We start from the raw sequence: 24,351 nt of genomic DNA, 5'->3' as shown, positions 1-24,351 counted from the left end.
AGATGAGCCCACACGAATCACCGGCCGGCGCAGCGTCCGAATCGTCCCGGCGAGCCGCCATCGTGGCCGTCTCGCTGGTCCTCGTCGGCCTCGTCGCGGTCGGGTTCGCGCCGGGCGTCGCCTCGGCCGACGATACGCTCGAACGCGACGGAACCGACCTCGTCGTCAACGTCTCGGAGGTCGAGGATCCGGAGACGGTCACCGTCGCGGTGACCGACCCGGCCGACCCCGAGATCAGCTACGAAGCCAACGCGACGCGGAGCGACGGTAACACGGTCCGAATCGACGTGACGGACCCCGCGTCGGGATCCGTCAACGGCACCGACCTGCGGGACGCGACGGTGACCGTCACCGTCGATCCGAGCGGCGACAACGCCACGGCCGTGCAGCTGACGAACGGCACGTCGGTTCCCCTTCACGCGGTCGCGTTCGCGGACGACCGCCCGGCGTGGATCGGCGAAGGAGAGGCCGAAAACGCGAGTGATACGCTTTACGTCCCCCTCGACGCCGCCGGCACCGTCGGCGTGCCCGACGGAGACACGGTCGACATCGACGTCGACGGCAGCGAGACCGCGAACGTGACGGGGACCGTTCACGGAGACGGAGAACAACTCACCGTTGACCGCGACGAGCTGCTCTCCGAGGTCGGCGACTCGCGGGAGACGCTCGACCTCCGGGTGCTGTCGAGCGCCGGTCCGGTGGTCGACGAACCGGAGATCGAACCCGAACTGCGCTCGCGGGGAGACGGACTCGCGCTCTGGCACCCGCTGTTCGCCTCTGGCGAGACGTACACGGTGGACGCGAGCACCGTCGGCGAGGACGCTCGCTACACCGCCACCGCCGCGGAGACCGACGAAGGCTACCTCGAACTGTCGAGACTGTCGGCGAACGACACCGCGATCCGCGTGTCGACCGCCGACGGGACCACGCTCGCCAACTACACCGACGACGACCCGATCACCTACTCCGGACCGCCCGAAGTCGACGCCGAGCTCTCGGACGACGGCACGCTCCGCTTCGACCGATCGCTCGCGGGACTCGCCGTCGACGGCGCCGTCGTCGGAGCCGGCGACGAAGGCGGCTCGACGTACGCCGATATCGAGGGCGAAATCGGTAGTGAGGGGCGTTTGACTCCCGAGGAGACCGACCTGAGCGGCGCGAAGACGCTGCTGCTGTCGACCGCCGCCGGCGACGTGGCCGCGTCGCTCGAATCGGGCGGCGGTAGCGGCAGCGCAGCCGCCGGCTCCGTCGGAGCGATCGGCGGCATCCTCCCGATTCTCGCCGTGCTCCTGGTTCCGATCGTCGTCGGGCTCGGGCTCGGCGGGATCATCTCCCAGTTCCAAAACGACGTTCCCGACATCGTGTCGAAGCTCATACTCGGGGGGGTGGGACTCGCGTTAGCACTCCTCGCACTCCTCGCGGTTCATGCGCTGGCGCCAATCACCATCCTTGGAACGGCGCTCCAGTGGGTCGGGCTCGTCGGGGTCGTGATCGGTGCCGCCGTGACCCCGGTGGTACCGACGGTGGTGGCCTCGCGGAAACCCGGAGTCGTCGCCGCGTCCGGCCCGTTCGCCGCCAAGGTGACCGTCACCGACGGCTCCGACCTCTTCCGCGGCGATGTCAGCGTCCACTACCGGAAGCCCGACGGACGGGACCGGTACGACCCGGTGTCCGTGCGCGGCGGCCGCGAGACGATCCAGCTGCCCGGCACCGGGACCTGGGAGGTGTACGCGCGCCACGGCTCCGCGCGCTCGAACGTCCAGACGGTCGACGCGAACGATCCGGCGGCGACCCTGACGATCCCGGTTGAGGCGACGCTCACCGTGGTCGACGCGGTCGACGGCGAGCCCGTCGCCGACGCGACGATCAGCGGCGAAGCCGGCATTTCGGGAACGACTGACCGGAACGGCGCGGTCACGCTTGACCCGCCGGAGGACGCGACCGACGCGGAGATCGAGGTGTCCCACGACCGGTACGCCGACGCCACGGAACGGGTCCGGTTCCGGCAGAACGCGAGCCCGACCGTCGAACTCGACCGCCGGACCGGACGCCTCCGCGGGTCGGCCACGGTCGACGGGACGGCGGTCGGAGCGGTTCCGATCCGGATCGTCCCCGACGACGAGTTCCTCTCCGACCGCTTCGAGGTCGAGACGGTCTCCACCAACGCCGACGGAACGCTCGAGGAGCGGACGCTGCCGATCGGCCAGTACCGGGTCGAGACCACGCTCGCGGACGGAGACGGGTACGAGAAAACGGAGACGACGGTCACCGTGCGCGAGTCCGGAACCGCGCGGGCGGAGGTCGACGCCCGGTTCACGTGGCGGCTCGACGCCGACCGTCGGGACCGGATCGACCGCATCCGACGCGACGTTCGGTCGGTCTCTGAGGGCGGCGGCCGCGACGGGACGATTCCGCGCTACTACGCCTCAGTCGTCGAGTCGATGCTCGATGTCGCCGAGTCGGTGCCCGACGCCGGCCACGAGTTCGTCGGCCGCGAGGCCGATCCCGGCGACGCGGTCGACGGGATCCTCGCGGCGGCCGAGCGGACGACGGACGCGATCGCCGAGGCGATGACGACGAAGCGGAACGTCGACCTGTTCGCCGCCTGCGCCGACATGCCCGACGCGGATGTCCGGTGGAGCGGGACCTTCGACCTCGCGGAGCTGCTCGACCGGCTCGAAGCCGATTCGGGCGCGCAGCGCCGCGAGGTGAAGCAGCGCTACGAGGCGGTCGACGGCCTCATCGAGGACCGGCGCGGCGAGCTCTCGGAGATCGCGCCGGCCAGAGAGATGCAACAGCGCGCGTGGGAGCTGACGCGCGAGGCCGACCGCGGTCCCGAGGCGGTCGCGATCGGCTACACGTCCCTGCTGCTACTCGACGCGGTCGAGGAGCTGTTCGAGCACGACGCCCTCCGCGAGCGGCTCACACGAACGGTGTTCTGACATGACCGAAACACGCACAACACGCACGCGGACGACTCGGACGGTGGTCGCCTGCGCGCTCGCCGGCCTGCTCGTCCTCGCGTCGATCGCGGCGGGGGGCGCCGGGACGGCGGCCGCACAGGAGGAGCCGGAGACCGCGAACGAGTACTTCGAGACGTTCCGCTCGATGGAGGGGACCGAGGCGTATCAGGAGTACGAGGAGTTCGAAACGATCCGGACGTTCGCCGTCTCCCGCGCGCAGGAGGTGGGGACGCTCGACGACGACGACCGCGCCGAGTTCGACGCGGTGCTCGACACGATGGTGGCGTTCGAGCAGGCGTACGACCGCGCCGGCGCCGGCGAGTACGAAGCGAGTCTCGCGGCGGCCGAGGACGCCGAGGCCGCGATCGACGAGCTGGAGTCCTACGAGGAGACCCAAGCGACGCTCGCGGACCTCGCGGTGACCCGCTTTTACGCGAGCCTCGGCGACGGCCTCCGCGATCAGGCATCGGCGGCCGAGCGGACGCCGGACCGGATCGAGTTGCTCTCGATGACCGCGACCGCGTACGAACGGGCGAACCGCCCGAACGAGGCCGCGGAGTTCAACCTGCAGGCCGAACAGCTCTCGGCCGAGTACAACGCCGCGGTGGAGCGGATGGACGACGCGGAGACCACCGCCGGCGCCTTCCTCGATCAGTGTCTCGACTGCGGTACCGTCGCCGGGGCGATCGGCGGCAGCGCCAACCCGGTCCAGACGTTCGGGCGCTATCAGTCCTCTCAGGACGTGCTCTCGGAGGTGCGGTCGGCAGAGGCAGACGCGAGCGAGAACGGCCTCGACGAGCGCACAGCCGAACTGAGCGCGCTCGCGGACGACGTGGGCGACGCGCGGCTTTCCCTCGGCGTCGCCTCCGCCTCGATACTCGTCGGCTACGGGCTCGTCGTCGGGCTGATCGGCACGGTGGTGCTCGGCCGGATCTTCCTCTGGCGGCGGACCTACGAGATGGCCCAGATCGGGTCGATCGTCTCGGGAGGTGACGGCGATGTCTAAGCGGCGCTCCGCCGCCCTCGTGGTGGCGGTCGTCCTCGGCCTGCTCGCGGCGCCCGCGGTCGGCGCGGCCAACGTCTCGGACGTGCAGGCGAGCGACTACACGATGAATGTCCAGACGGACGGCCAGACGGACAGCCACGACATTCAGGTGACCAACAGCGGCCAGAACGGGACGAACGCCGACGTGACGATCACGAGCGAGCCGTCCGGCGTCTCGGTCTCGGGCGCGGACACGTACCTCGCACCGGGGACGACCACCGACGTCCCGCTCGACATCACCGCCGGGTTCGACGCCGAGAGTGGCACCGTCTCCGGGAACGTCAACGGCGAGCCGTTCGAGTTCTACCTGACGGTCAACACCCCGCCGCTCGCCGGCTTCGAGGACGAGCCGCTCGACCTCGGCGACGTGCTCGTCGGGCAAACCGCCTCGGGCGAGGTCACGGTCGAGGAGGTCAGCGGCGGCGGGTCGCTCAACGGGGTCGAGATCACCGAAGTGAGCGGCGATCAGGACGCGGATCTCGACTTCTCCGGCGGCGCCTCCGTCAGCGGCAGCAGCGGGACCGTCGACTGGACGGTGACCCCGGACTCGGACGCGCCGCAACACGAGGACCTCGAGTGGACCGTCGAGCTGTCGGACTCGCGGTACCCAGACGCGACCCGCGAGGTCGACGTCGAGGCCCGCGCCATCTACCCCGGCTACTTCGGTGAGCTGGAGCTCGGCGACGACGAGTTCACGTTCGACGAGCCGCGCGACGGGGGCGACACGCTGACCCGGACGATCGATCTGGAGATCCCCAACGACGGGGACACCCCGATCGAGGTCGGCAGCGTCTCTGCGTCCTCGCCCAACGCGGGTGTCTCCGTGACGGCCTCGAGCACGCCGAACGAGATCGACGGGCAGTCGACCGAGGACGCGTCCCTCCGCGTCACCGCCGACCGGGACCTCCCGGAAGGGTCGTACGACATCTCCGCGACCGTGGACACGCCCGGGTTCGACGGCGACGACGCGAGCCTCGACGGAAGCTTCGATATCGTCCACGAGACGCGCCTCGTCGCCGACAACGCCGATATCGGTGACGTGGCGATCGGCGAGGCCAACGGCCGGACCGTGACGGTCAGCGAGGAGCTCGGCTACAACGACGTCAACGATGTCGACACGACGCTCACCGACGGCCCGGAGGAGTGGCTCACGCTCCAGAGTGCGCCGAGCTCGGTGAGCGCGGGCGGCAGCGCTGACGCCACGTTCTCGCTGGAGTTCGATACCAGCGCAGAGCTCGGAGAGAGCTACGAATGGGTGTATAACGTCGACGGCGACAGCGACGACGCCACCATCGAGGTCACGGCCTCGCCGGTCCCGCTCGACCTCGAACCGATCCGAAACGATCTCTCCGGGTACGACACGGCCGTCGCCGACAGTACCCTCGAACTCGTCGACCGGATGGACGAGCGTCTCCGGAGCGGAGCGAGCGCGAACCAGGAGATCTCCACCGTGCTGACCTTCGGCGAGGCGGTGACGCTGTATTCCGAGGCGGTCGCGGAGGCTGACGGCCACCTGGAGAACGGCGAGAACGCCCAAGCGCAGTCCGCGATCATCCGGGCGGCCGCCGCGTACAACACGATGGGGCTCCAGGCCGATCGGCTCGAAAACGAGGAGCTCCGCGGACTCGCGAACACCGCTCAGTCGGACGCGGAGGGCGACCTCGATCGGCTCATCCAAGAACAGCAGGCGTACTACGAGGACCGGCTCGAATCGGGCGATATGTCGCTGATCGAGGAGGCGACCACGCAGCGCCAGCTCGCGCGGATCGCGCTCCTGCAAGGCGACGAAGAGCGCGCGAACCAGCTCGAAAGCGACGCGGAGGAGGCGTTCAGCAGCTACTCCGACTCCGTCTCGGCCGGCGAACAGGCGGTACAGGAGGCGGAGAGCACGTGGAGCCGGATGGAAGACGAGCAGTTCGTCGTCGTCCTCGGCCAGCCGCTCCTGTTGAACCCGGCGAACTACGACGCGTTCGTGGCGGGGACGGCGTCGATCGACGCCACCTATCAGGAGGCGATCGACGCGTTCGAGAGCGCGGGCGAGACCACGCGCGCCGAGGAGGTGAGGGCCGAGCACGAGTCGCGGACCACGGCGCTCGGGATCGCCCGATACTCGCTTTTCGGCGCGATAGGTGTCTACGCGCTCGTCGCGGTCGGACTGACTCTCCGAACCGCGAGGCGGATGTTCTGGTACGTCCGCGACACGCGGGAGTCGGTCAGCGGCGACTTCCTCGTGTAGGTCCGGAAACCGCGACGGCGACTTTTTTGAGACGGACGACCGCGGTCGGCGGCGCTCTCAGTCCTCGCTCCGCAGCGGCGTCGAGAGTCGGGAGGGGACCTCGGGCGACGCGGTCGCCGCGTCGATCCGATCGAGCGACCACGCGGCGAGGAGATCGTCGGTCCACGCGGACTCGTCCTCTCCGGCCGGACCGGCGGCGCGGGCGGCGTACTCCCGCTCGGTCCCGTCGACCGCGTACGAGACGGTGACCTCGAAGCTCGGCTCGGCGTACCCCGACTCGAGGTCGACGTAGTGTTCGATCCGACCGCCGGGAGCGACGCGATCCCGACGGGCGGGCGAGTAGAACATCGAGTCGATCGGGTCGCCGTCGGCGACCACCGAAACGTCCGTCAGCGGTTCGTCGCCGTCGTTCTCGAACGCGAGCACGACCGAGCTGTACTCGCCCGCGACGTGAGTGTCCGGGCTGATCCCCGGAGTTAGCGCCGGCTCTCCACCGGCTGCCGGCGCGTCCCCGTCGGCCGCCGCCAACACGTCGATCCGACGCTCCTCGCCGTCGGACTCGACCCAGAACGAGACGGGGACGGCGTCGCCGGGGGCCGGGCGCTCTGCGACCGTCGCCGAGACGGTCGCGCTCGCGCCGGCGTCGACCGCGGTCGAGAGCGGCGCCCGACCGCCGTCCGGTCCGGGGTCGACGCCGGTGACGCGACACGCTCGGTCGGTGCCGTTCTCGACCGCGGCCGTGAGCGCGCCGTCGGCCGGATCGACCGTCGCCACCACGCCGACCGCGTCGTCGCTCACCGGGAGCCGCCGGGCGTCGACCTCGCCGACGACCGTTCCGTTCGCCTCGACCGCGACCGACTGGAGGGCGAGTTCGCTGTCCTCGCCCGCGGCGACGAATCGGTCGATCGACGCGGTCTCGCCGCGGTCGAGGCGGCCGAGCGAGAGGCGCTCACCGTCGTCGAGGGCGACTTCGACCGAGTCGGTCGACTCCCCCTCGTTCTCGACCACGATCCGATCGCGGACCGCGTGGCCGATCCCGGGCGCGCGGTCCGGAGCGTGTCGCGTCACCGACAGGGACGGTCCGCCTTCGGATCGGCTCGCGGAGTGCCCCTCCGTCGGAGCCTCGGCCGACGGTTCCGCTCGATCCTCGGCGGGGGTTCCCGTCGACGCGGGCCCTGACGCCGCCTCGTCTCGGCCGCTCGTCGCTTCGCTCGACCGGCTCCGACTTTTCGCCGCTTCGTCCGTCCGGCTCCGGCTCTCCTCTGATTCGTCCGTCCGGCTCCGCTCCGAGCCGCGATCGCGAGACGACCGCGACCGGTCGCGGTCGCGCCCCCCGGTCGACGAGGGTGTCGTGAACGTTCCGTTCCCGGGGACGCGGACGCGCTCCTCGGCGTCGAGCGCGTCGAGCGCGATCCGGGCCACCCCCGACTCGTACTGGGGGACGAGGAGCAGCAGTTCGTCGCTGTCGATCGTCACCGGTGACCGCACGCGCCCGGCCCCCGGCATCTCCACCACGAGCCGGTCTTCGACCGGAACGCCGTCGGCGACCGAAACGGTCGCCCGCAGTGCGTCGCGCTCCACCGCCGCGTCGATCGTCGGCCGCGACGGGAGCGTACACGTGGGGGCGTACTCCCGACGGCGGTCGCCGCGCGTCACTTCGAGCCCGACCGACACCCGGGTGTCGGGCTCGTACGGCCGAGTGACCGTCCCCTCCCACGTGTCTCCAGGGGCGACGCCGGCCGCCTCGGTGCCGGCCTCCAACAGCCGGACCGCGTCGAGGGGGACGCCCCCGACGTTCTCGACCGTCACCCCGATCTCGGCGACCCCGTCGTCGATCCGCGCCGTGTGGAGGGCCGTCTCGACTGCGAGCCCGCCGCTCGCCGCGTCTTCGACCTCGACGGTCCCGCGTCCGGCTTCGTTGCCGTCGACCGCGACCGTCGCGTCCGCACGCCCCTCTCGGCGCACCGACGCGACGGGGAAGTCGGTGACCTCGGAGCCCTCACCGGCGACCGTCACGGTCCGCTCGGCGGGCGAGAGCGAGCAGCCGTCCACGTCGAGCGCGAGATCGACCGTCCGCTCCTGCTCGGTCGGGTTCGACACCTCGACGTCGACCGTCCCCCCGACCCCGACCGAGTCGGTGAGTAGCGCCACGTCGACCCGATCCCGGTCGGGGACGTACGTCGCGATCGTTCCGTCGCGCACCGAGCAGACGACCGCGCCGTCCCCGGTCGCGTACACGTCGCCGGTCGGGAGGTCTGGGACCGTCTCCGTCGCCCCGTCCGGCCCCACGTCGAGCACGCCGTCGGCCGCGCTGACCAGCACCGACCCGTCCCCCACCGGCGCGACCTGTCGGGCGTCCAGCTCCGTGCGCCAGCTGTCCTCGCCGCTCCCGCGGTCGAGCCCGACGAGCCGGTCGCTCTGGAGCGCCGCGACCACGGTCCCGCCGCAGACGCCGACGCTCCGAACGACCGCCGAGAGATCGCGGTCGAACGTGACTTCGCCGTCGCCGTCGACCGCGGTGAGGAACGACCACGTCGCGATCACGAAGCCGGTCGGCGTCGCGAGGAAGGCGTCGTCGGGCGTCCCCGGGCGGGTCCGGCTGACTGCGAACCGCTCGCGGCCGCTCGCGACCTCCACGAACCGGAGGGTGTCCGCGTCGAGGACGCCGCAGCACTCTCGAGACTCGGCGCCGGCCACGGCGTACGCGTCGACCGCGTCGTGGCTCCAAACCCGGTCTCCGTCGAGCGAGTACGCCGTCAGCGTCTCCGGCGAGAGGACGAGCAGGCGGTCCGCCACCGCCAGATCGACGATCGGCTCGCCGTGGTCGATCGCGGTCCGCTCTCGCCCGGAGACCAGCGTGATCCGGGCGCCGAGCCCGAACGCGATCACGTCGCGTCCGACCCCGACCGCGGACGGGGCGTCGCTCTCGAAGGAGCCGACCTGCCGGTAGCCGTCAGTCACGGCCGTCACCCCCGACCTCCGCCTCGGCGGTCTCAGTGACGGGTCCGGTGTCCTCGGTCCCCCCGGCGGCGTCGCCTTCCGCCCTCGGTCCCTCGCCGCTCTGGCCTCCGCGCTCGCCGCCTCCCCCACCGCCGATCCCGTCGTCGCCACCGCCCCCGTCGTCGCCTTCCTCCCCGCCGAACAGCTGTTCGAGCGACGAGGGCTCGTTGCCTAGCCGCATGTCCAGTCGCTCCGCCTGTTCCTCGACGTACCGCCGCAGCTCCGGATACCCTTCGAGGTCGTCGATCTGGGTCCGGACGCTGGCGACGTACTGGCGGATCGTCTTGGGCTCGGTCTCGCCGAGCCGGTCCGCGAAGTAGTCGGTCGTCGGCTCGATCGGCTCTCGGTCCGGAAGGTGGACGCTCTCGACGAACTCGCGCTGGAGCTCGCTTCCGAGCACCCGGTCGGCGATCTCCGCCGGCGTGTATCCGGTCGACAGCTCGCCGAGCCGATCGTAGTCGATCTCGTCGGTCCCGTGCATCGACGCGAGGTGTTTTCGCCACACCTGCGCCATCACCTCCGTCTCCGGCTGCGGGATGAACTGCTGGATCGGGAACCGGCGGGTCGCGGCCGGGTCGATCGTGAATGGCATGTTCGTCGCCCCGATCACCAGCAGGTTATCCTCGATCTCGTTCATCTCCTGGAGGAACGCGTTCGTCAGCGAGCGCTCGTGGCGCTGGAGCGAGTCGTCGCCGCGGTCCGGGATCAGCGTGTCGACCTCGTCGAAGAAGAGGACGGCGAACCCGTCCTGTGCGATCCCGTGCGCCTTCTCGAAGATCGCCTCCACGCGCTTCTCCGACTCCCCGGAGTACTTCGAGAGCACGTCGCTGCCCTTGATCTCGAGGAACTTCACCTCGCCGTAGCTCTCCTCGATGTTCGAGTTGTACTTCGCCTCGTAGGCGATCGCCTCAGAGACGAGCGTCTTCCCGCAGCCCGGCGGCCCGTACAGCAGCATGCTGTTGCCGCGCGAGGCGAACTCGTCGCCGTAGCGGTCGACGACCTCGTCGCGCACGTCGGGGTCGAACAGCGCCAGCAGATTCTCCGCCGTGCGTTTCACCTCCGGCAGCCCGGCCACGTCCTCCTCGAAGCTGACCGTCGGCTTCTTCGGCTCGAGCGACACCTGGACCGCCTCGTCATCCTCTTCCTGCCCGCCGCGGCCCTGTCCGCCCGTTCCCGGTCCCCTCGACCGGGAGTCCGACATCGCTTTGCGCTCGCGGTACTCCCCGGTGTCGACGAACTCGATCTCGGTCTCGTCGGTCACCCGTAGGGTGTTGTAGCCGGACGGTTCGAGCTCGACCGGATCGAACGTCTCGAGGCGGTCGCCGCGCTCGACCGCCTCCTCGATCGGGTGGAGGAGGTAATTGCTCTCTCGGAGGAACGCCTCCAGTTCGCTCTCGTCGGTCTCCGCGTGGATCGAGACCGACGTGCAGTCTGGCACCTCCCCGATCGAGACATCGGTGTCGACGAGGAAGTCCCGACTCCGGTCGAACCCCCCGAACAGCCGCTCGACGTTCTCGTGGACGCGGACCTCGTTCCCGATGTCGTTGAACAGGTCGTCGACGGTGTTGACGTAGAAGTACGCGCCGATCCCCTTGTGTTTCAGCTGCACCACCTCGGTCGACGCGCTGATCTTCGAATCGCCGATCTTGACGTGCGAGGTCGGCTGTTGCGACAGCGCGATCGGCTTGATGTTAAGCATGGGTCCGCTCCGTGATCGTTCCCGCGATCCGACCGACGTCGGTGAGCAGTTCGAACGTTTCCCGCCGGGTCGACCGGTACACGAACTCGCCCATCGTCAGCGCCTCGTCCAGCAGCTCACGGAGCGCGACCAGCCGGTCCAGGAGCGTCCAGAACGCGGTCTCCACGAGATCAGATCCGTCCACGGACGCGCGGCGGTGAAGCCGCCTCGCGTCGTCGATCAGATCCGCGAGCCAGTCGCGCAGCGCGTCCGCCAGGAGCCACCAGTTTCGGATCGCTCCCGAGCCCTCGGTCAACGGGACGAGAACCGTTCCCGCCTCCTCGACGAGGCGATCGGCGCTCACGGCGCGGTCGATGTCCTCGACGGCGAGGTCGGGGTCGTCGCGGCCCGCGATCCGGGCCGCGATAACCGATTCGACGGTGTCGTCGGTCTCCCACTCTCCGTACCCCGACAGCTCTACCCCGGCCACGGCGACCGTCGCCAGCTCGGCGATATCGTCCACCGCCGCCACCGCCTCGGACCGGATCCGGCGAACCCGGCCCGCTCGCCGGTAGGTGTCGAGCGAGAGCGCGCGCTCGACGGCGCTCTCGACGGTCTCGAACGCCTCGATAAACGATGAGGCGTACATCCTACCGTTTGAACCCCGCTGCCTCCTCTGCGGTCTCGGCCAGGTTCGCCGTCTCCGCGGCCTGCTCTTGGACGGCTTCGCCGTGGTTCTCCTCGATCATCTCGGCGAAGTCCTCGTCAGCGACGTCGTCCGCCTGACTCTCCTCCTGCCCGGCGAGCTCGTTGATCAGGCTCCCGGCGTTGTCGACGAACTCCAGCGCTTCCTCCGGGAACACGGAGCTCTTCAGCGCCGCCTTCCGGGTGTTGTTGTGGAACATGTCGTACGCCTCGCGGGCGGCCTCGAGCCGTTCGATGGCCATCCCTATCTGATCGACGCCGGCGCTCACGTTCTCGACGAAGTTCTCCGACTTCGCCTTCTCGATGTCTTGGAGGTACAGGTAGTGCTCCTTGAGCTGGGTGTACTCCTGGCGTTCCTCGTCGCTCAGCGTGTCCGGGTCGGGGACGCCCTGTCCGGGGCCGAGGTTCTGGATCCGCTGTGCGGTCTTCGAGAGGCGCTCTTCGGAGTCTTGCTGTTCGACTTCGAGCGTGTCGACGGTCTCCTGGAACCGCTCTTTCGCGTCTTCGACCCGTTCGAGGTGTTCGTCGATGCTCTCGATCACCGCCGACATAAGCGCCGCCCAGTTCATCAGCGCCGCGCTGTTGAGGCTCTCCTCGTCGGGGTCCCGGAACAGCACGAGCTCTTCGCCCTCGATCTCGACGATGTCCTCCTCCGCGAGGTACTCGACGAGCACGTCGGCCTGCTGCTCGCTCGACACGATCGTCTCTCCGTCGGCGGTCGCCCCGGCGAGCGCCTCGACGGCTTCCCGACGGTTGATCCCGCCGTGCCCCTCGTCGATGTCGATCTGGTCGATGTTCTCCGGCTGGACGATCTGCTTGATCAGATCCTCCCACTTCCCCTCCATGTCGTCGCTCTCGATCCAGTCGGCTCGGACGCGGATCGGTTCGGAGGACTGACCACGCCCGTCCGCGATGACAAACTGCTGACCGTTGATCGTCTTGGTTTCGAAGGAATATTTGCGAGTCATTCGGTAGTCGTTGAGTCTGTATAAATCAGTCAATCCACATTATTCCATCGGCTTTCAGAACTCTTCGTCGGCGACGACGGTCTCGTACCGGTCGATCACCGCCTCGCGGACGTGCTCGTTGACGCGGTCGTCGCGGGCGACCCGGAGTTCGTCGAACTGCTCTTCGGCGCGCTCGGTGAACTCCGACGGAGAGGCGAACACGTCGTACTTCCCCTTCACCTCACCGAGAATCCGGCGGGCCCGCTCGTCGACGAGCCGGTCGAAGGGCTCCTCCACCGTGACGATCTCCGGGCCCTCGGCGAGCCCCAGCCGGTCGACGAGCGTCGACCGCGTCTCCCTGAGTATCTCCGGCCGGACGCTCCGCGCCGCCGACAGCACGTCGAACCGGGAGTCGATCGCGTTCTCGACCACCTGTTCGAACTCTCCGACGCGCAGCGCGTGGTGCGACCCCTCGAACTCCTCGCCGACCGTCTCCTCGATCTCGTCCGCGAGGAACTCCGCGTACTCGTCTATCGCCTCCTCGACGAGGTACTCGCCGTCGAGGTCGACGATGTACCCCTCCCGGTCGAGGTACCGGATCACGTCGGAAGTGGCGTTCACGTCGATGACGCTCTCGAGGTCGCTGTGGGCGATCTTCCCGTTCGACGCCTCGCGTTCCAGACGCGCGTCCAGCCCCACGTCGTCGGCGTGCTCCTTGAGCTTCGGACCGATCGTGTAGTAGTCGCGCTTGCCCGCCGTGATGCGGCGGAGGTAGTCGCGGTTGGTGAGCTCGTCGACGAAGAAGTCGAGGTCGTCGATCGCCAGCGAGAACCGCGAGCGGAGCGTCTCCCCGGTGACGACCAGCCGTTGGCCGAACAGGTTCGTCAGCTCCCGAGTGATGTTCATGTTCCCCTTCACGCCGAAGGGGTCGACGTAGTACACCCCGTCTCGGAGCTGTTCGAGGTCGACGAACTCGTCACCCGACATCTCCGAGAGCGCCTTTCGCATGTCGCTTGCGGCGAGCGATCCGGCGTTGAGGGTTCCGACGTCCGCGTTCTCGTAGCCGGCCTTGATCTCCGACTTCTGGTCCGCGACGTACACGAACCCGTAGTTGTCTTGGGCGATATCTCGACAGACGTCCTCGAGGACGTCCGTATCCACCGGCAGAATCGTCATTACCACATGCGTGACAGGCTCTCATACTAAACCTTGCGAACACGATGGCCGGCGTCCCGACCCGACCCGAACCCCGCACCGCCGCGGCGTTCCGTGCTCGGGCCGGGGGCCCTCCGTCGGCTCCACGCGGTTCGCGGGAAAATCGGAGGGTCCGTCGGAGTATCCGATCGCCCGAGCGACGGTCTGACTCCGGAATGATAAATTTAGGTTATTATTTTTACTTCTGACACTTTTTCTTAAAAGCCGGACCCCTCCCGATGGCTGTTCGCCAGATCGCCCATTTCGGGCGATTCTCTGAGGAAACCTATCTGTCGTTGCTCCGTGACGCCACTTTATTTCTTTGCAATTTAATTGTGGTTGTATTTTCCACATGTTAGTTAATTATGGTAGGCTGTGCGATTATCCCTATGATTTCGGCTCTTTTCATCGACGAGACAGACGATCGCGGCGGCGTTCGGCGCGGATCGACTCGCTCCGCCGTTCGGATCGATGTCGCCGGCCGCGGGTCACCGACGTTTCTGGGCTCTTAACATATCCTAGAACTATTCGATCACAGAAACGTCTCCCCGGCAGTCTCGGCGGGCCGCAACCACCGCTGGAGCGACGAGAGGCTCCCGGTCGCCGAGGCGCCGTGGGTCGCTGCACGAAGCCGCGCGGGTCGTCACGCGAAGCATAGATTTAACATCGCGACCGTCGTTCTGAATGCATATCGATGTCTCAGATTTCGAAATCCGCCGTCCGCGTCGATGTTCGGAACATCGGTGGCATCGACGAGGCGTCGGTGACGCTCCCGGACGGCGTGTCGATCTTGACCGGACGAAACGCGACGAACCGGACCTCCTTCCTGCAGGCGCTGATGGCCGGACTCGGCAGCCGGCAGAGCTCCCTGAAGGGTGACGCCGAGGAGGGCGAAGTGACCCTGGAACTCGGCGACGAGACGTACACCCGAACGCTGCAGCGCCGCGGTGACTCCATCGCGTTCGGCGGCGACCCGTACCTCGACGACCCGGAACTGGCCGACCTGTTCGCGTTCCTGCTCGAGAACAACGAGGCGCGCCGGGCGGTGGCGCGGGGCGACGACCTCCGCGAGATCATCATGCGTCCGATCGACACCGACGCGATCGACGCGGAGATCCGCGAGTGCAAGCGGGAACGCGACGACCTGGTGTCCGAGATCGAGACGCTCGACAGCCTCGAACGCGACCTGCCCGACCTCGAAGCGGACCGCCGCGAGAAGGTCGAGGAGTTGGAGGCGGCACGAGCCGAGCTCGAATCGGTCCGCGAGGAGCTCGACGACCTCGACGCCGGCGTCGAGGAGAGCCGGACGCGCAAGGAGGAGATGGAGGAGGCGTTCCAGCGAGTCCGCGACGCTCGGTCGGCCCTCGACGACCTCGAGTTCGACTTGGAAACGGAGCGCTCGACGCTTACAGAGCTGCAATCGGAGCGCGAGACGCTTCAAGAGACGGTCGAGGAGGCGGACGCTCCCGAGGAGAACCCGGACCGTCTCGCGGGCCGGATCGACGAGCTGCGCCGCCGGAAGCGCTCGCTCGACGACGACATCAACGAGCTCGGGAGCGTCATCGGCTTCAACGAGGACATGGTGGACGGCTCGGGGATCGACATCGACGACGGGACGCCCGGTGATGACCCGACCGACGCGCTGACCGCGGGCGACCAGACGGTCTGTTGGACCTGCGGGTCCGAGGTCGAAACCGACCAGATAGAAGCGACCCTCGACCGGCTTCGGGAGCTCCGCTCCGACAAGCTCGACGAGCGTAACGAGATCCGAGCGGAGATCCAGGAGCTCACCGACAAGCAGTCGTCGATCCGCGAGGCGCAACGCGAGATCGAGCGCGCCGAGGAGCGGCTCGACACCGTCGAGACGGAGATCGAGTCGACCGAGTCGCGAATCGAGGAGTTAGAAGCGCAGATCGAGTCGAAACAGGCGGAGATCGAGGAGCTGGAGGCGGCGGCCGAGTCGATCGACGTCGACGGCTACGACGAGGCGCTGGAGCTCCACCGCGAGGCGAACGGGATCGAGCTCCGGATCGAGCGGCTCGAGGACGAGATCGAGGAGATCGACGACGAGATCGACGAGCGCGAGGCCGCGATCGAGCGGCGCGAGGAGCTGAAGGCGGAGCGCGAGGCGCTCGCCGACCGACTGACGGAGCTGCGGACGCGCGTCGACCGGATCGAGGAGAACGCCGTCGAGGAGTTCAACGAGCATATGGCGACGGTCCTCGACATCTTGGAGTACGAGAATCTCGACCGGATCTGGATCGAGCGCCGAGAGACGGAGGTCCGCGAGGGGCGCCGGAAGGTCACCCGGACTCGGTTCGACCTCCACATCGTCCGCTCGTCGCCTGACGGGACCGCCTACGAGGACACGGTCGACCACCTCTCGGAGAGCGAGCGGGAGGTGACGGGGCTCGTGTTCGCGCTCGCGGGGTACCTCGTCCACGACGTCCACGAGACGGTTCCGTTCGTCCTGCTCGACTCGCTCGAGGCGATCGACTCGGACCGAATCGCGCGCGTCGTCGACTACTTCCGGACGCACGCCGACTACCTCCTCGCCGCGCTCCTGCCCGAGGACGCCGCCGCCCTCTCCGAGGAGTACACCTACGTCGAGAGCATCGACTGACCCTCCGTCTCGCGCGGAGCGACTCGCCGTTCGCTTCTCACGACTCCGCCGCATCGGCGTCGATACATTACAAAACTAAGGGCGTAATGATGAACCCTCATAGCCCCCGGCTCACCGCTCCCGCCGCAGTCGTCCGATTCGGGCGTTCCGGTGCGCCCGCTAGTACAGCGCGTCGCGGATCTCGTCGTCGAGGTCCTCGAACCCGGCGAGGTACTCCCGGCGGTCCTCGCGGAGCGCGTCCCGAGCGGCCTCGAAGTCGTCGACGCGATCGGCGACGGCGAACCGGCCGATGTCGATCCCCGGAACGCTGCTCGGGACGGTCAGCCCGAGGTCCTCGTCGCGCTCCCACTCGATGCGGTTCCGGGCGGCTCCCTCCAGGACGGCGACGGTCTCCTCGACGCCGACGTCGATCGGATCGTCGGTCCCCACCGCGCCCGTGTTGATGACGTAGCTCTCGATGTCGAGGTCGGCGATGAGGTCGCGGAATCGGTTCCCCTCCCCGCCCTCGGAGCCGACGATGAACGGGTTGGTCCCGACGACCCGGATCGGCTCGCCCACTCGCGAGGGGTCGCCAGCGCTCGTCTCGACCGACTCACCGAGCATGAACGCGACCGCGGCCTGTTCGTGGTCCAGGCGCGCGATCGGTGGCATGAGGGGGTTCCGGGTGATGAAGAACACCTGATCGACGCGATTCAAGTCGATGTCGTCGGCCGAGCTCTCCAGCCGGTCTCGGCGGATGGTCGCCCGCGCGTTGCGGCCGTACCGCGGTTCGTCGAAGTGAACCGTGCCGTCGTCGTCGACCGCGACGTTCTCCAAGACCGCGCTCTCGTCGGTCGCGGCGCTGTGCAGCTCCGGCTGTTCCGACGCGTCGAGCCCGATCGTCTTCACGTAGAGGCCGCCGCCCTCGCTCCCGGCGACCGTCCCCGACGGCAGGAGCGCGCAGACGTCGTCTTGGATCATCTCGACGCCCTCCGGCTCGTCGAGCCAGAGCCCGTGGCTGGTCAGCGTCGACTTCCCCGTGCCGGAGAGTCCGAGGAACACCTGCCCGACCGTCCGGGTGTCGTCGCCGTCGGCGAGCGTGACGCGCTTGCTCCCCGCGTGGAGGCCCAGTCCGCCCTGCTGTTTGGCACGGCGCATGAACAGCCGGAGGAACGACTTCTTGGCCTCGCCCGTGTAATCGCTTCCCAGGACCGTCGTGACGCCCGCTTCGGGATCGACGCGGATCTTCGGATCGTCCGTCGCGTCGGGTAACTGCACCGTGACGAACTCCGCCGGTCGGCCCTGTGCCGGTTCGAGGAGCTTCGCCCACGAGAGCGCGATCCGGCTGTACTCCGCGGGAAGGAACAGCCGGCACACGTACGAGGCCTCTTCGTGTCGACCGACGACCCGATCGACGCACACCACGTCGTTGTCCGGATCGTTGACCCACTCGACCCCGCGCGCGAACACGTCGAAATCGGCGTCGTCGAAGTCGTCGTCGACGGTGTTCGCCGTCGCATCGGCGCTCCGCGACCGGTAGTCGCTCACGTACGACGGCGACCCGTGCTCTGTCGTCACCTCCTCGTCCGCCGATAGCTCGCGCAGCTCCGCGAACGAGGGGTTGTACGTGATGTGCTCTGTCGTCGCCGGATCCGGATACTGTGTGGGCTCCGGGACTGGTTTATGAGAGGCCATGTACAGCATTGCGAGCGAGAGTATAATAAGGGTACTGAACGGGAGAACACTCTCCGACTCCCGCCGATCGTAGGGTGCCGTCGGGTGGGGTCAGAGGACGTGTGAACTCCCGGACGATCACTTACGTAGAGTGTCTAATACGCAAAAACATATGAAATATGGAATATAATCCAACCACGATCGGCGATCTCTCGTCCCGTCGAGAGCCCGGACACCGATGATTTTGTCACGCTCGGGGCCGAAACCCGGGTATGACCACCGAAGCGAGTGGCGCGAACACGAAGGTCGCGCGGGTGATCCGCGAGTACGGTCTCGACGACATGGGCGCGAACTTGGAGGCCGCGTGGACCGGCGAGGCGGGCGAGCGGACGAGCCTGCGAGACCTCGCCGACGAGTTCAACCAGGCGGTGTTGGAGGCGGCTCTCCGCGAGGTCGGCGTCTCGTCGCTCAGCGTCGACGTGTCGACCACCTACGACGCTCTCCGCGGGGAATCCGGATCGTCGTCGACGCGGGCGCGTCGCCGTCTCGAGCGCGAGGGGGTTGACGTCGACGAGCTCACCGGAGACTTCGTCACCCACCAAGCGATCCACACGTACCTCACGCAGGAGCGCGAGGCGAGCCTCCCGGCGGCAGATGAAAATATGGCGGATCGGAAGGTCGAGACCATCGAGAAGCTCCAGGGCCGGGTCTCGGCGGTCGCCGAATCCGCCGTCTCGTCGCTCGCGAACGCGGGCGAGCTGGACCGGGACGGTTACGACGTGCTCGTCGACGTGCGCGCCGTCTGCCCGAACTGCGGGGCCGACGCACCGGTCGGGGAGCTGATCCGACGGGGCGGCTGCGGCTGTACGGCTGCGTCCGAGGGCGACGGCGACGAGTGAGTCGGCGATCGGTTCGCCGGATCGGGAGTTCGGCGCTGACTGCGTCAAGCTATCAGTTTCACATATAGTGTATAAATCTTATAGGTCTCGCCACAGAAGGTGGCATCGAACCGCGCACCGCAGCCGTCGACTCCCCCTGCCCCGCCAGGTGAACCGTCGTTCGAGATCGACCGCGTCGGGTCACGCCGCGCATCGCGATCCATCTTCCGTATCCGAATTGCTCTCGGGAGTCGAACTGTCCAACTCATGGAGTGGAACGGTGATGGTGGGCCGGTGACGCGTCGGACGGGTCGTCGGAGCCGCGTCCCGACGGATCGCCGCTCCGCCACGGCGAACCGCCGGTCGCGACCTGCGTCTGTTCCCGTCAGTCTCGTCGCTGGGCGCCGGCGGCTGCTACGATTCCGGTGGCGATCAGGGGCAGGACCGGCGAGCGCGGCACGTCGTTCGCCGTGGACTCGGCGCCGGCCCCGTCCGCCGCGGAGCCACCGGTCGACTGGTCGGCGTCGCTTCCGGCGCCGCTTTCGGCGACCGTCACCGTGCCCGGCTGCGTGGCGGGGGTGAAGGCGCTCCCGTCGTCCGCGTCCTGGCTGATGAAGACCCGCGAGATGCAGCCGGGACTGTTCACCCAGTTGGTGAACAGGTACTCCTCGGTTCCCTCCTCGTCCGTCGCGACGAACCGGTTACAGTCGGGGTTCGTCGCCGCGGCGCCGTACTGCGTCCCCGCGAAGTCGTCCTGGTTGATGTCGGTGCCGTCCGTGGTCTGCGCGACGCCGAGCAGCTCCTCGCCGCCGTCGATCGGCTCGCGCCCCCGAACGAGGGTCTCGTAGTCGCCGGCCTTGGACCGAACCCGGCGCTGTTTCGCTTGGGTGTCGGGGATCCCGACCTCCGGGAAGTCGTCGTTGTTCCCGTCACCTCCGCTCCGAAGGCCGCCGTCGAGAGGCGCTTGAGATCCCCTTTGACGCTCGGGACACCGGGCGTCTCACCCTCCGGTATATTTGAAACCTATTGTGGGTATATACCGCTCGGATCGACAACAGAGACGGGCGGACGCCGTGCGGTCCCTCGGCTCACGCGGGTCACCGACGCTCCAACTCGCATCGACCTCCGGCAAGCGGCGTCGGTGATCGCGGTATCAGTTCACACTCACAGAACGACGACAGCAAAAGGATGCTCCGGCTGGGATTCGAACCCAGGTCATCACCGTGAGAGGGTGATATGATTGGCCGGACTACACCACCAGAGCGCGCGTCCGTTCGACGCAATTACCGGTATGGCAGGATATTGTAAAACAGTTCCGTTTCAACCCCGCCGTGCCCCGGTTTACCGTGCCCAGTTGTCTCGCTGCCGCCGGCGTGACGCGTCGCTCACACGTCCACTGCGAAGGGGGCGGCGTCGACGGCACCGTCGGCGATCGCGGCGAGGAGATCGGCCACGGCGTCGAGGTCGCTCGTGTCGATCACCTCCACCGGCGTGTGCATGTACCGGTTCGGGATCGAGATGTTGAGCGACGGGACCCCCCCGCGGGCGGTGTAGAAGGCGTCGGCGTCGGTGCCGGTCCGCGACCCGGCCGCCTGTAGCTGAACGTCGATGCCGTCGGCGCCGGCGGCGTCGCGCGCGAGGTCGACGAGGACCGGGTGATTCGCGCTCCCGCGACCGATCACGGGGCCGGCGCCGAGTTCGACCGGCCCCCGGTGTTCGCTGTCGACGTCTGGATTATCGGTGGCGTGGGTGACGTCGACGGCGACGAACGCGTCCACCGCGTCGAGGTCGACGCCGACCATCTGAGCCCCTCTCAGTCCGACCTCTTCCTGCACCGTGGAGACGGCGTAGACGGTCGCGTCGGCGTCGCGCTCCGCCGCCCGCCGGAGCCCCTCCGCGGCCGCCCACGTGCCGGTTCGGTTGTCGATCCCGCGGGCGGCGATCCGGTCGCCGACGAGCTCTTGAACCTCGGTCGAGAAGGTGACGGGGTCCCCGATCTCGACGTGTTCGCGGGCCGCCTCGGCGTCGGCCGCGCCGATGTCGACGAACTGCTCGGCGATCTCCTCGTATTCGTCCTCCGAGCGGTCGCGCAGGTGGATCGCGGTCTGCCCGATCACGCCCTGGACGGGCTCGTCGGCGTGGACGGTGACGTGCTGGCCCTTCGAGACGGTGCGGTCGGAGCCGCCGATCCGGGCGATCCGGAGGAACCCGTCGTCGAGCACGTCGCGGACGATGAAGCCGATCTCGTCGGCGTGACCCGTCAGCGCGATGGTGGGCGCGTCGGGATCGCCCTCGTGGACGGCGACGGCGTTGCCGTAGGCGTCGACGGAGACCTCGTCGGCGAACCCGCGGACGTAGTCGGTCCAGACTCGCTGGCTCGGCGTCTCGAAGCCGGACGGGCTGGCGGTCGCGAGCAGATCGTCGAGGAACGCTCTGTGTGCGTCGCGCATACGCTCGCTGATCCGGGGAGTCGCAAGAAACCGCCGATACCGGGCAGCGCGACGGGCTCGCTCTCCCCTCGCAACCGACACAAGGGACTTGAGGCGCGCCCCCCTCCGGTCCGTATGGACATCCTCCGAAGCCTCCGGACCGTCTCCGAGGCCAGCGGGCCGGGCGTCGTCGACTGGGAACGGGCCGCGGCGGCCGCGAAGGCGAGCACCGATCCGGGCTCGCTCGCGCTCACCGACGCGGATCGCGCGGGGTACGCGACCGACGTACGCGACGCGCGCTCCCGGCTTCGCGAGGTCGCCGGGATCGAGTTCGACGTGCCCGACATGATCGAGGTGCAGCACCGGCACCACTGGATCGACGCCAGCGTCGACACGTTTCGGAACGTGATGGCGCCGATCGAGGCGGCCGCGACCGGGCGCGACGACGCGTCGGTCGGGTCAGCGACTTCGCCGACCGGCGGGATCGTCGAGCCGACCGGAGGGCCCGCAGGGGTGCCGGGCGGCGACCTCACGCGCGGGTTCGCGCGGGACCTCTCGCGGATCGCCAACACCGGGTCCATGGCGTTCACGCTCGGGTTCTTAGCGCGGAACGTGCTCGGCCAGTACGACCCGCTCCTGTTGGCCGACGAGCCCGACGCCGACCACGGGCTCTACTTCGTCCACCCGAACATCGTCGCGGTCGCGGCGTCGCTCGACGTCGATTTCCCGCGGTTCCGGCGCTGGATCGCCTTCCACGAGGTGACGCACGCGGCGGAGTTCGGCGCGGCGCCGTGGCTCCCCGAGTACCTCGAATCGCGGGTCGAGCGCGGGATCGAGGGGTTCGCCGGCGGTGAGGGGGGAGTCGCCGGCAGCGACGGGCTGACCGCGGGCGGCCTGCCGGTCGACGCGCTCGACACCGGGCCGTTCGCGGAGCTACAGGCGGCGATGACGGCGGTCGAGGGGTACGCCGAGGTGTTGATGGACCGCGCGTTCGACGGCGAGTACGCCGACCTCCGTCGGAAGCTCGACGAGCGCCGGGGCGGGGGCGGCCCGGTTCAGCGACTCGCGCGCCGGCTCCTCGGGCTGGGCCTGAAGCGCCGGCAGTACGAGCGGGGCGCCGCCTTCTTCCGCGCGGTCGCCGACGTCCGCGGGATCGAGGCGGCGAGCGCGGTCTGGGAGCGCCCGGAGAACCTCCCGACCGGCGACGAGCTCGACGACCCCGCGGCGTGGCTGTCCCGGGTCGATCCCTGAACGGGCGGCGGCGTTACGTCAGGCGCTTGTCGCGGAACGCCCGGATCACGTCCTGTCGGGCGATGATGCCGACGATCGCTCCGTCATCGTCGACGACCGGCACGCGGTTGATGTTCGGGTCGTCGCCGGCGAGCAGGTCGAGCACCTCGTTCACGTCGGTGTCGGGCGAGACGGTCGCCACGTCGATGCTCATCACGTCCGAGATCGGGCGGTCGGCGTTCCGGACCATGTCGACGCCGAGATCGAGATCGCCCCACGGCGCCTTCACCTGATACGTGAGCGTGTCGACGAACGGCGGGAGGCCGATCGGGATCCACAGCGTCTCGTCGTCCGGCTCGAAGAGGTCGACGAGGTCGGATTCGGTGACGACGCCGACCAGCCCCCCCTCGTCGTCGACGACCGGGAACCCGCTGAAGTCGAACCGAGCGAACTTCTTGAACACGTCCGCCACGTCGTCGTCCGGGGCGACCGTCTTGACATCTGTCTCCATCAGGTCACGCGCTTGCATACGGTCGCCGTCGCGTCGCTCAGGGGTAGGCGTTTCGACCACGCCCGCGCCGATCGGGGATGGAGTCGGACAGAGAACGTATTAATACACGAACAGTACCCATCAACTCGTTACACCGATCCGGCATGGTCGAGTCGCGGTCCGACGTTGCTGTCCCGGTCACTAGGCCCGCCGCGAGTCCCGACAATGTGTATCTCGAAAAAGTACGGGCCGCACTTTGAACGCTCGCGTTCCGCTCCGTGATCGTGGCGCCACTCTTGTGTCCCTTCGTATCGCGCGTGGAACTGTCGGCCTGTCACCTTGCCGATGTCGCGGATCAGCTCGTACAGAACTGATGGTGAAACGGCAGTCACGAGAGGTTCGATTCACGGACGCTGGCGTGAACCTGCTTGTATGCGTCGTTGATGTCGGCATCATGGGTCGGTGTTTGCGTTCGGTGCGAGCTAACGGCCACGCGCAGCGTCTGGATACTCTCACGGGTGACGCTGGCGGCGTCTCGTCATCGAATACTCTGTATTAAATACAATTGAGTTGAAGATACTTGAGAGGTGAGATAATAAAGCGCCGCTGCGCTTCCGGAATGGAACTGAAGACGGGAATCCTACGCATGAGCTGCTCCTCGAAGTCGTGACTCGTCACGTCGCGCTGGGAGGAACTAGTTGCTCGTCGAATTGTTCTCCTGGTTTGCTGCTTGGTCTTCAACCGCATCCTGAATCTGTTGTTGCTGGAGGTACTGATCGTAGTACTCGTTGGGAAGAACCGCAGCCAGATCGCCGTCCTCGAGCCCGTTCACAAACGTCGTTGCGGGAGCGGTGAGGCGCAGGAGGCCAACCTCCGGTGCAACGTCATTGACTGCGACGGCGTCAGCATCCGCGACAGAATCTTTGTACGTGGTTGTAGCGTTTGTTATCAGCTCTTGCTGTTTACTCTCGTACTCCTCTTGTGCTTCCGTTCGAGTGATGTTCCCATTCTCAAGCTCTGTCTGCAGCTCTTCCTGGAAGCTGGTGAGCGCTTCTTGATCCCCTCGAATTTGGATCGTCAGTGTTGCCTCTCCGTCGGGTGTTGTCCCCTCGTTACCCTCGGCTTGCGACTGGCCAGTCGGGCCGGAGCACCCAGCAAGGGCTGCACTTGCACCGGTGCCGGTCATTGCGAGGAACGATCGACGGCCTGGACGCTGTTTCATTAGCTCATATTACGGAAAATCGCTTGTAACTCTTGTCTTTCGGGGTAAGAAGCGAACC

The 24,351-nt window shown here is 68.1% G+C and carries 15 protein-coding genes, 1 tRNA gene and 1 pseudogene; 6 read left to right on the top strand and 11 right to left on the bottom strand.

Features of this window, described 5'->3' with window-relative positions:
* Positions 1-2 precede the first annotated feature (2 nt).
* From ACT4MF_RS07605 to ACT4MF_RS07595, 3 genes are read left to right on the top strand one after another with little or no spacing between them, the layout of a single operon-like run.
* Entirely contained in the window at positions 3-2,942 is a 2,940-nt protein-coding gene (locus ACT4MF_RS07605) for a hypothetical protein (protein WP_444682340.1), read from the top strand.
* A 1-nt stretch (position 2,943) separates the two neighbouring features.
* Positions 2,944-3,969, top strand: coding sequence for a hypothetical protein (locus ACT4MF_RS07600; protein ID WP_444682341.1), 1,026 nt, complete (start codon positions 2,944-2,946; stop codon positions 3,967-3,969).
* The gene (locus ACT4MF_RS07595; RefSeq protein ID WP_444682342.1) at positions 3,962-6,244 is read left to right on the top strand and encodes a hypothetical protein; all 2,283 of its coding nucleotides are present in this window, start codon (positions 3,962-3,964) and stop codon (positions 6,242-6,244) included. The genes ACT4MF_RS07600 and ACT4MF_RS07595 overlap by 8 nt, the downstream gene beginning before the upstream one ends.
* Positions 6,245-6,301: 57 nt before the next feature.
* On the opposite strand, the gene ACT4MF_RS07590 is transcribed toward ACT4MF_RS07595, so the two are convergent.
* From ACT4MF_RS07590 to ACT4MF_RS07570, 5 genes are read right to left on the bottom strand one after another with little or no spacing between them, the layout of a single operon-like run.
* Positions 6,302-9,205, bottom strand: coding sequence for a hypothetical protein (locus ACT4MF_RS07590; RefSeq protein WP_512053246.1), 2,904 nt, complete (start codon positions 9,203-9,205; stop codon positions 6,302-6,304).
* Positions 9,198-10,943 (bottom strand): ATP-binding protein, encoded by a 1,746-nt coding sequence (locus ACT4MF_RS07585; RefSeq protein WP_444682344.1) that lies wholly within the window; start codon positions 10,941-10,943, stop codon positions 9,198-9,200. The genes ACT4MF_RS07590 and ACT4MF_RS07585 overlap by 8 nt, the downstream gene beginning before the upstream one ends.
* Complete coding sequence (locus tag ACT4MF_RS07580) at positions 10,936-11,571, bottom strand: hypothetical protein (RefSeq protein ID WP_099254014.1); 636 nt, start codon at positions 11,569-11,571, stop codon at positions 10,936-10,938. The genes ACT4MF_RS07585 and ACT4MF_RS07580 overlap by 8 nt, the downstream gene beginning before the upstream one ends.
* A 1-nt stretch (position 11,572) precedes the next feature.
* Positions 11,573-12,595, bottom strand: coding sequence for a hypothetical protein (locus ACT4MF_RS07575; protein WP_099254013.1), 1,023 nt, complete (start codon positions 12,593-12,595; stop codon positions 11,573-11,575).
* A gap of 54 nt (positions 12,596-12,649) precedes the next feature.
* Positions 12,650-13,750, bottom strand: coding sequence for a hypothetical protein (locus ACT4MF_RS07570; protein ID WP_099254012.1), 1,101 nt, complete (start codon positions 13,748-13,750; stop codon positions 12,650-12,652).
* Positions 13,751-14,462: 712 nt separating this feature from the next.
* On the opposite strand from ACT4MF_RS07570, the gene ACT4MF_RS07565 reads away from it, so the two are divergent.
* A complete protein-coding gene (locus ACT4MF_RS07565) occupies positions 14,463-16,391 on the top strand; it encodes an archaea-specific SMC-related protein (protein ID WP_444682345.1) in 1,929 nt (642 codons plus the stop codon).
* A 159-nt stretch (positions 16,392-16,550) separates the two neighbouring features.
* Here the strand turns inward: ACT4MF_RS07565 and ACT4MF_RS07560 are convergent, their stop codons facing one another.
* Complete coding sequence (locus ACT4MF_RS07560; protein WP_444682346.1) at positions 16,551-18,065, bottom strand: phosphoenolpyruvate carboxykinase (ATP); 1,515 nt, start codon at positions 18,063-18,065, stop codon at positions 16,551-16,553.
* Between the two features lie 251 nt (positions 18,066-18,316).
* Between ACT4MF_RS07560 and rdfA the strand changes: the two genes are divergently transcribed.
* Positions 18,317-18,943 carry a rod-determining factor RdfA gene (rdfA, locus tag ACT4MF_RS07555; RefSeq protein WP_444682347.1) on the top strand — a complete coding sequence of 209 codons (627 nt, stop codon included), beginning with the start codon at positions 18,317-18,319 and terminating at the stop codon, positions 18,941-18,943.
* A 580-nt stretch (positions 18,944-19,523) separates the two neighbouring features.
* Here rdfA and ACT4MF_RS07550 read toward each other — a convergent pair.
* From ACT4MF_RS07550 to ACT4MF_RS07540, 3 genes and pseudogenes are all read right to left on the bottom strand, one after another.
* Positions 19,524-19,936, bottom strand: a pseudogene (locus ACT4MF_RS07550) (alkaline phosphatase PhoX); the annotation flags it as partial.
* Positions 19,937-20,111: 175 nt separating this feature from the next.
* Positions 20,112-20,186: transfer RNA gene (locus ACT4MF_RS07545), tRNA-Glu, on the bottom strand.
* A 121-nt stretch (positions 20,187-20,307) separates the two neighbouring features.
* The gene (locus ACT4MF_RS07540; protein WP_444682348.1) at positions 20,308-21,372 is read right to left on the bottom strand and encodes a M28 family peptidase; all 1,065 of its coding nucleotides are present in this window, start codon (positions 21,370-21,372) and stop codon (positions 20,308-20,310) included.
* A gap of 114 nt (positions 21,373-21,486) precedes the next feature.
* Between ACT4MF_RS07540 and ACT4MF_RS07535 the strand changes: the two genes are divergently transcribed.
* Positions 21,487-22,602 (top strand): Rv3195/Rv3626c family protein, encoded by a 1,116-nt coding sequence (locus tag ACT4MF_RS07535; protein ID WP_444682349.1) that lies wholly within the window; start codon positions 21,487-21,489, stop codon positions 22,600-22,602.
* Positions 22,603-22,615: 13 nt separating this feature from the next.
* On the opposite strand, the gene ACT4MF_RS07530 is transcribed toward ACT4MF_RS07535, so the two are convergent.
* Together ACT4MF_RS07530 and ACT4MF_RS07525 are read right to left on the bottom strand one after the other, a co-directional pair.
* A complete protein-coding gene (locus ACT4MF_RS07530) occupies positions 22,616-23,110 on the bottom strand; it encodes a CBS domain-containing protein (RefSeq protein WP_099254007.1) in 495 nt (164 codons plus the stop codon).
* A gap of 655 nt (positions 23,111-23,765) precedes the next feature.
* Positions 23,766-24,293 (bottom strand): hypothetical protein, encoded by a 528-nt coding sequence (locus tag ACT4MF_RS07525; RefSeq protein ID WP_444682350.1) that lies wholly within the window; start codon positions 24,291-24,293, stop codon positions 23,766-23,768.
* Positions 24,294-24,351 lie beyond the last annotated feature (58 nt).

The sequence above is a fragment of the Halorubrum sp. FL23 genome (genome assembly GCF_052439115.2).
GTDB classification, from domain to species: domain Archaea; phylum Halobacteriota; class Halobacteria; order Halobacteriales; family Haloferacaceae; genus Halorubrum; species Halorubrum persicum.
Note: the sequence above shows the minus strand (reverse complement) of the source record. Positions and strands in the feature narration are given on the sequence as shown.

What these genes read in the sequence shown, in the direction of transcription:
- ACT4MF_RS07605 (WP_444682340.1), top strand. Translation starts at nt 3, where the DNA reads ATGAGCCCACACGAATCACCGGCCGGCGCAGCGTCCGAATCGTCCCGG.
- ACT4MF_RS07600 (WP_444682341.1), top strand. Translation starts at nt 2,944, where the DNA reads ATGACCGAAACACGCACAACACGCACGCGGACGACTCGGACGGTGGTC.
- ACT4MF_RS07595 (WP_444682342.1), top strand. Translation starts at nt 3,962, where the DNA reads ATGTCTAAGCGGCGCTCCGCCGCCCTCGTGGTGGCGGTCGTCCTCGGC.
- ACT4MF_RS07585 (WP_444682344.1), bottom strand. Translation starts at nt 10,943, where the DNA reads ATGCTTAACATCAAGCCGATCGCGCTGTCGCAACAGCCGACCTCGCAC.
- ACT4MF_RS07580 (WP_099254014.1), bottom strand. Translation starts at nt 11,571, where the DNA reads ATGTACGCCTCATCGTTTATCGAGGCGTTCGAGACCGTCGAGAGCGCC.
- ACT4MF_RS07575 (WP_099254013.1), bottom strand. Translation starts at nt 12,595, where the DNA reads ATGACTCGCAAATATTCCTTCGAAACCAAGACGATCAACGGTCAGCAG.
- ACT4MF_RS07570 (WP_099254012.1), bottom strand. Translation starts at nt 13,750, where the DNA reads ATGACGATTCTGCCGGTGGATACGGACGTCCTCGAGGACGTCTGTCGA.
- ACT4MF_RS07565 (WP_444682345.1), top strand. Translation starts at nt 14,463, where the DNA reads ATGTCTCAGATTTCGAAATCCGCCGTCCGCGTCGATGTTCGGAACATC.
- ACT4MF_RS07560 (WP_444682346.1), bottom strand. Translation starts at nt 18,065, where the DNA reads ATGGCCTCTCATAAACCAGTCCCGGAGCCCACACAGTATCCGGATCCG.
- rdfA (WP_444682347.1), top strand. Translation starts at nt 18,317, where the DNA reads ATGACCACCGAAGCGAGTGGCGCGAACACGAAGGTCGCGCGGGTGATC.
- ACT4MF_RS07540 (WP_444682348.1), bottom strand. Translation starts at nt 21,372, where the DNA reads ATGCGCGACGCACACAGAGCGTTCCTCGACGATCTGCTCGCGACCGCC.
- ACT4MF_RS07535 (WP_444682349.1), top strand. Translation starts at nt 21,487, where the DNA reads ATGGACATCCTCCGAAGCCTCCGGACCGTCTCCGAGGCCAGCGGGCCG.
- ACT4MF_RS07530 (WP_099254007.1), bottom strand. Translation starts at nt 23,110, where the DNA reads ATGCAAGCGCGTGACCTGATGGAGACAGATGTCAAGACGGTCGCCCCG.
- ACT4MF_RS07525 (WP_444682350.1), bottom strand. Translation starts at nt 24,293, where the DNA reads ATGAAACAGCGTCCAGGCCGTCGATCGTTCCTCGCAATGACCGGCACC.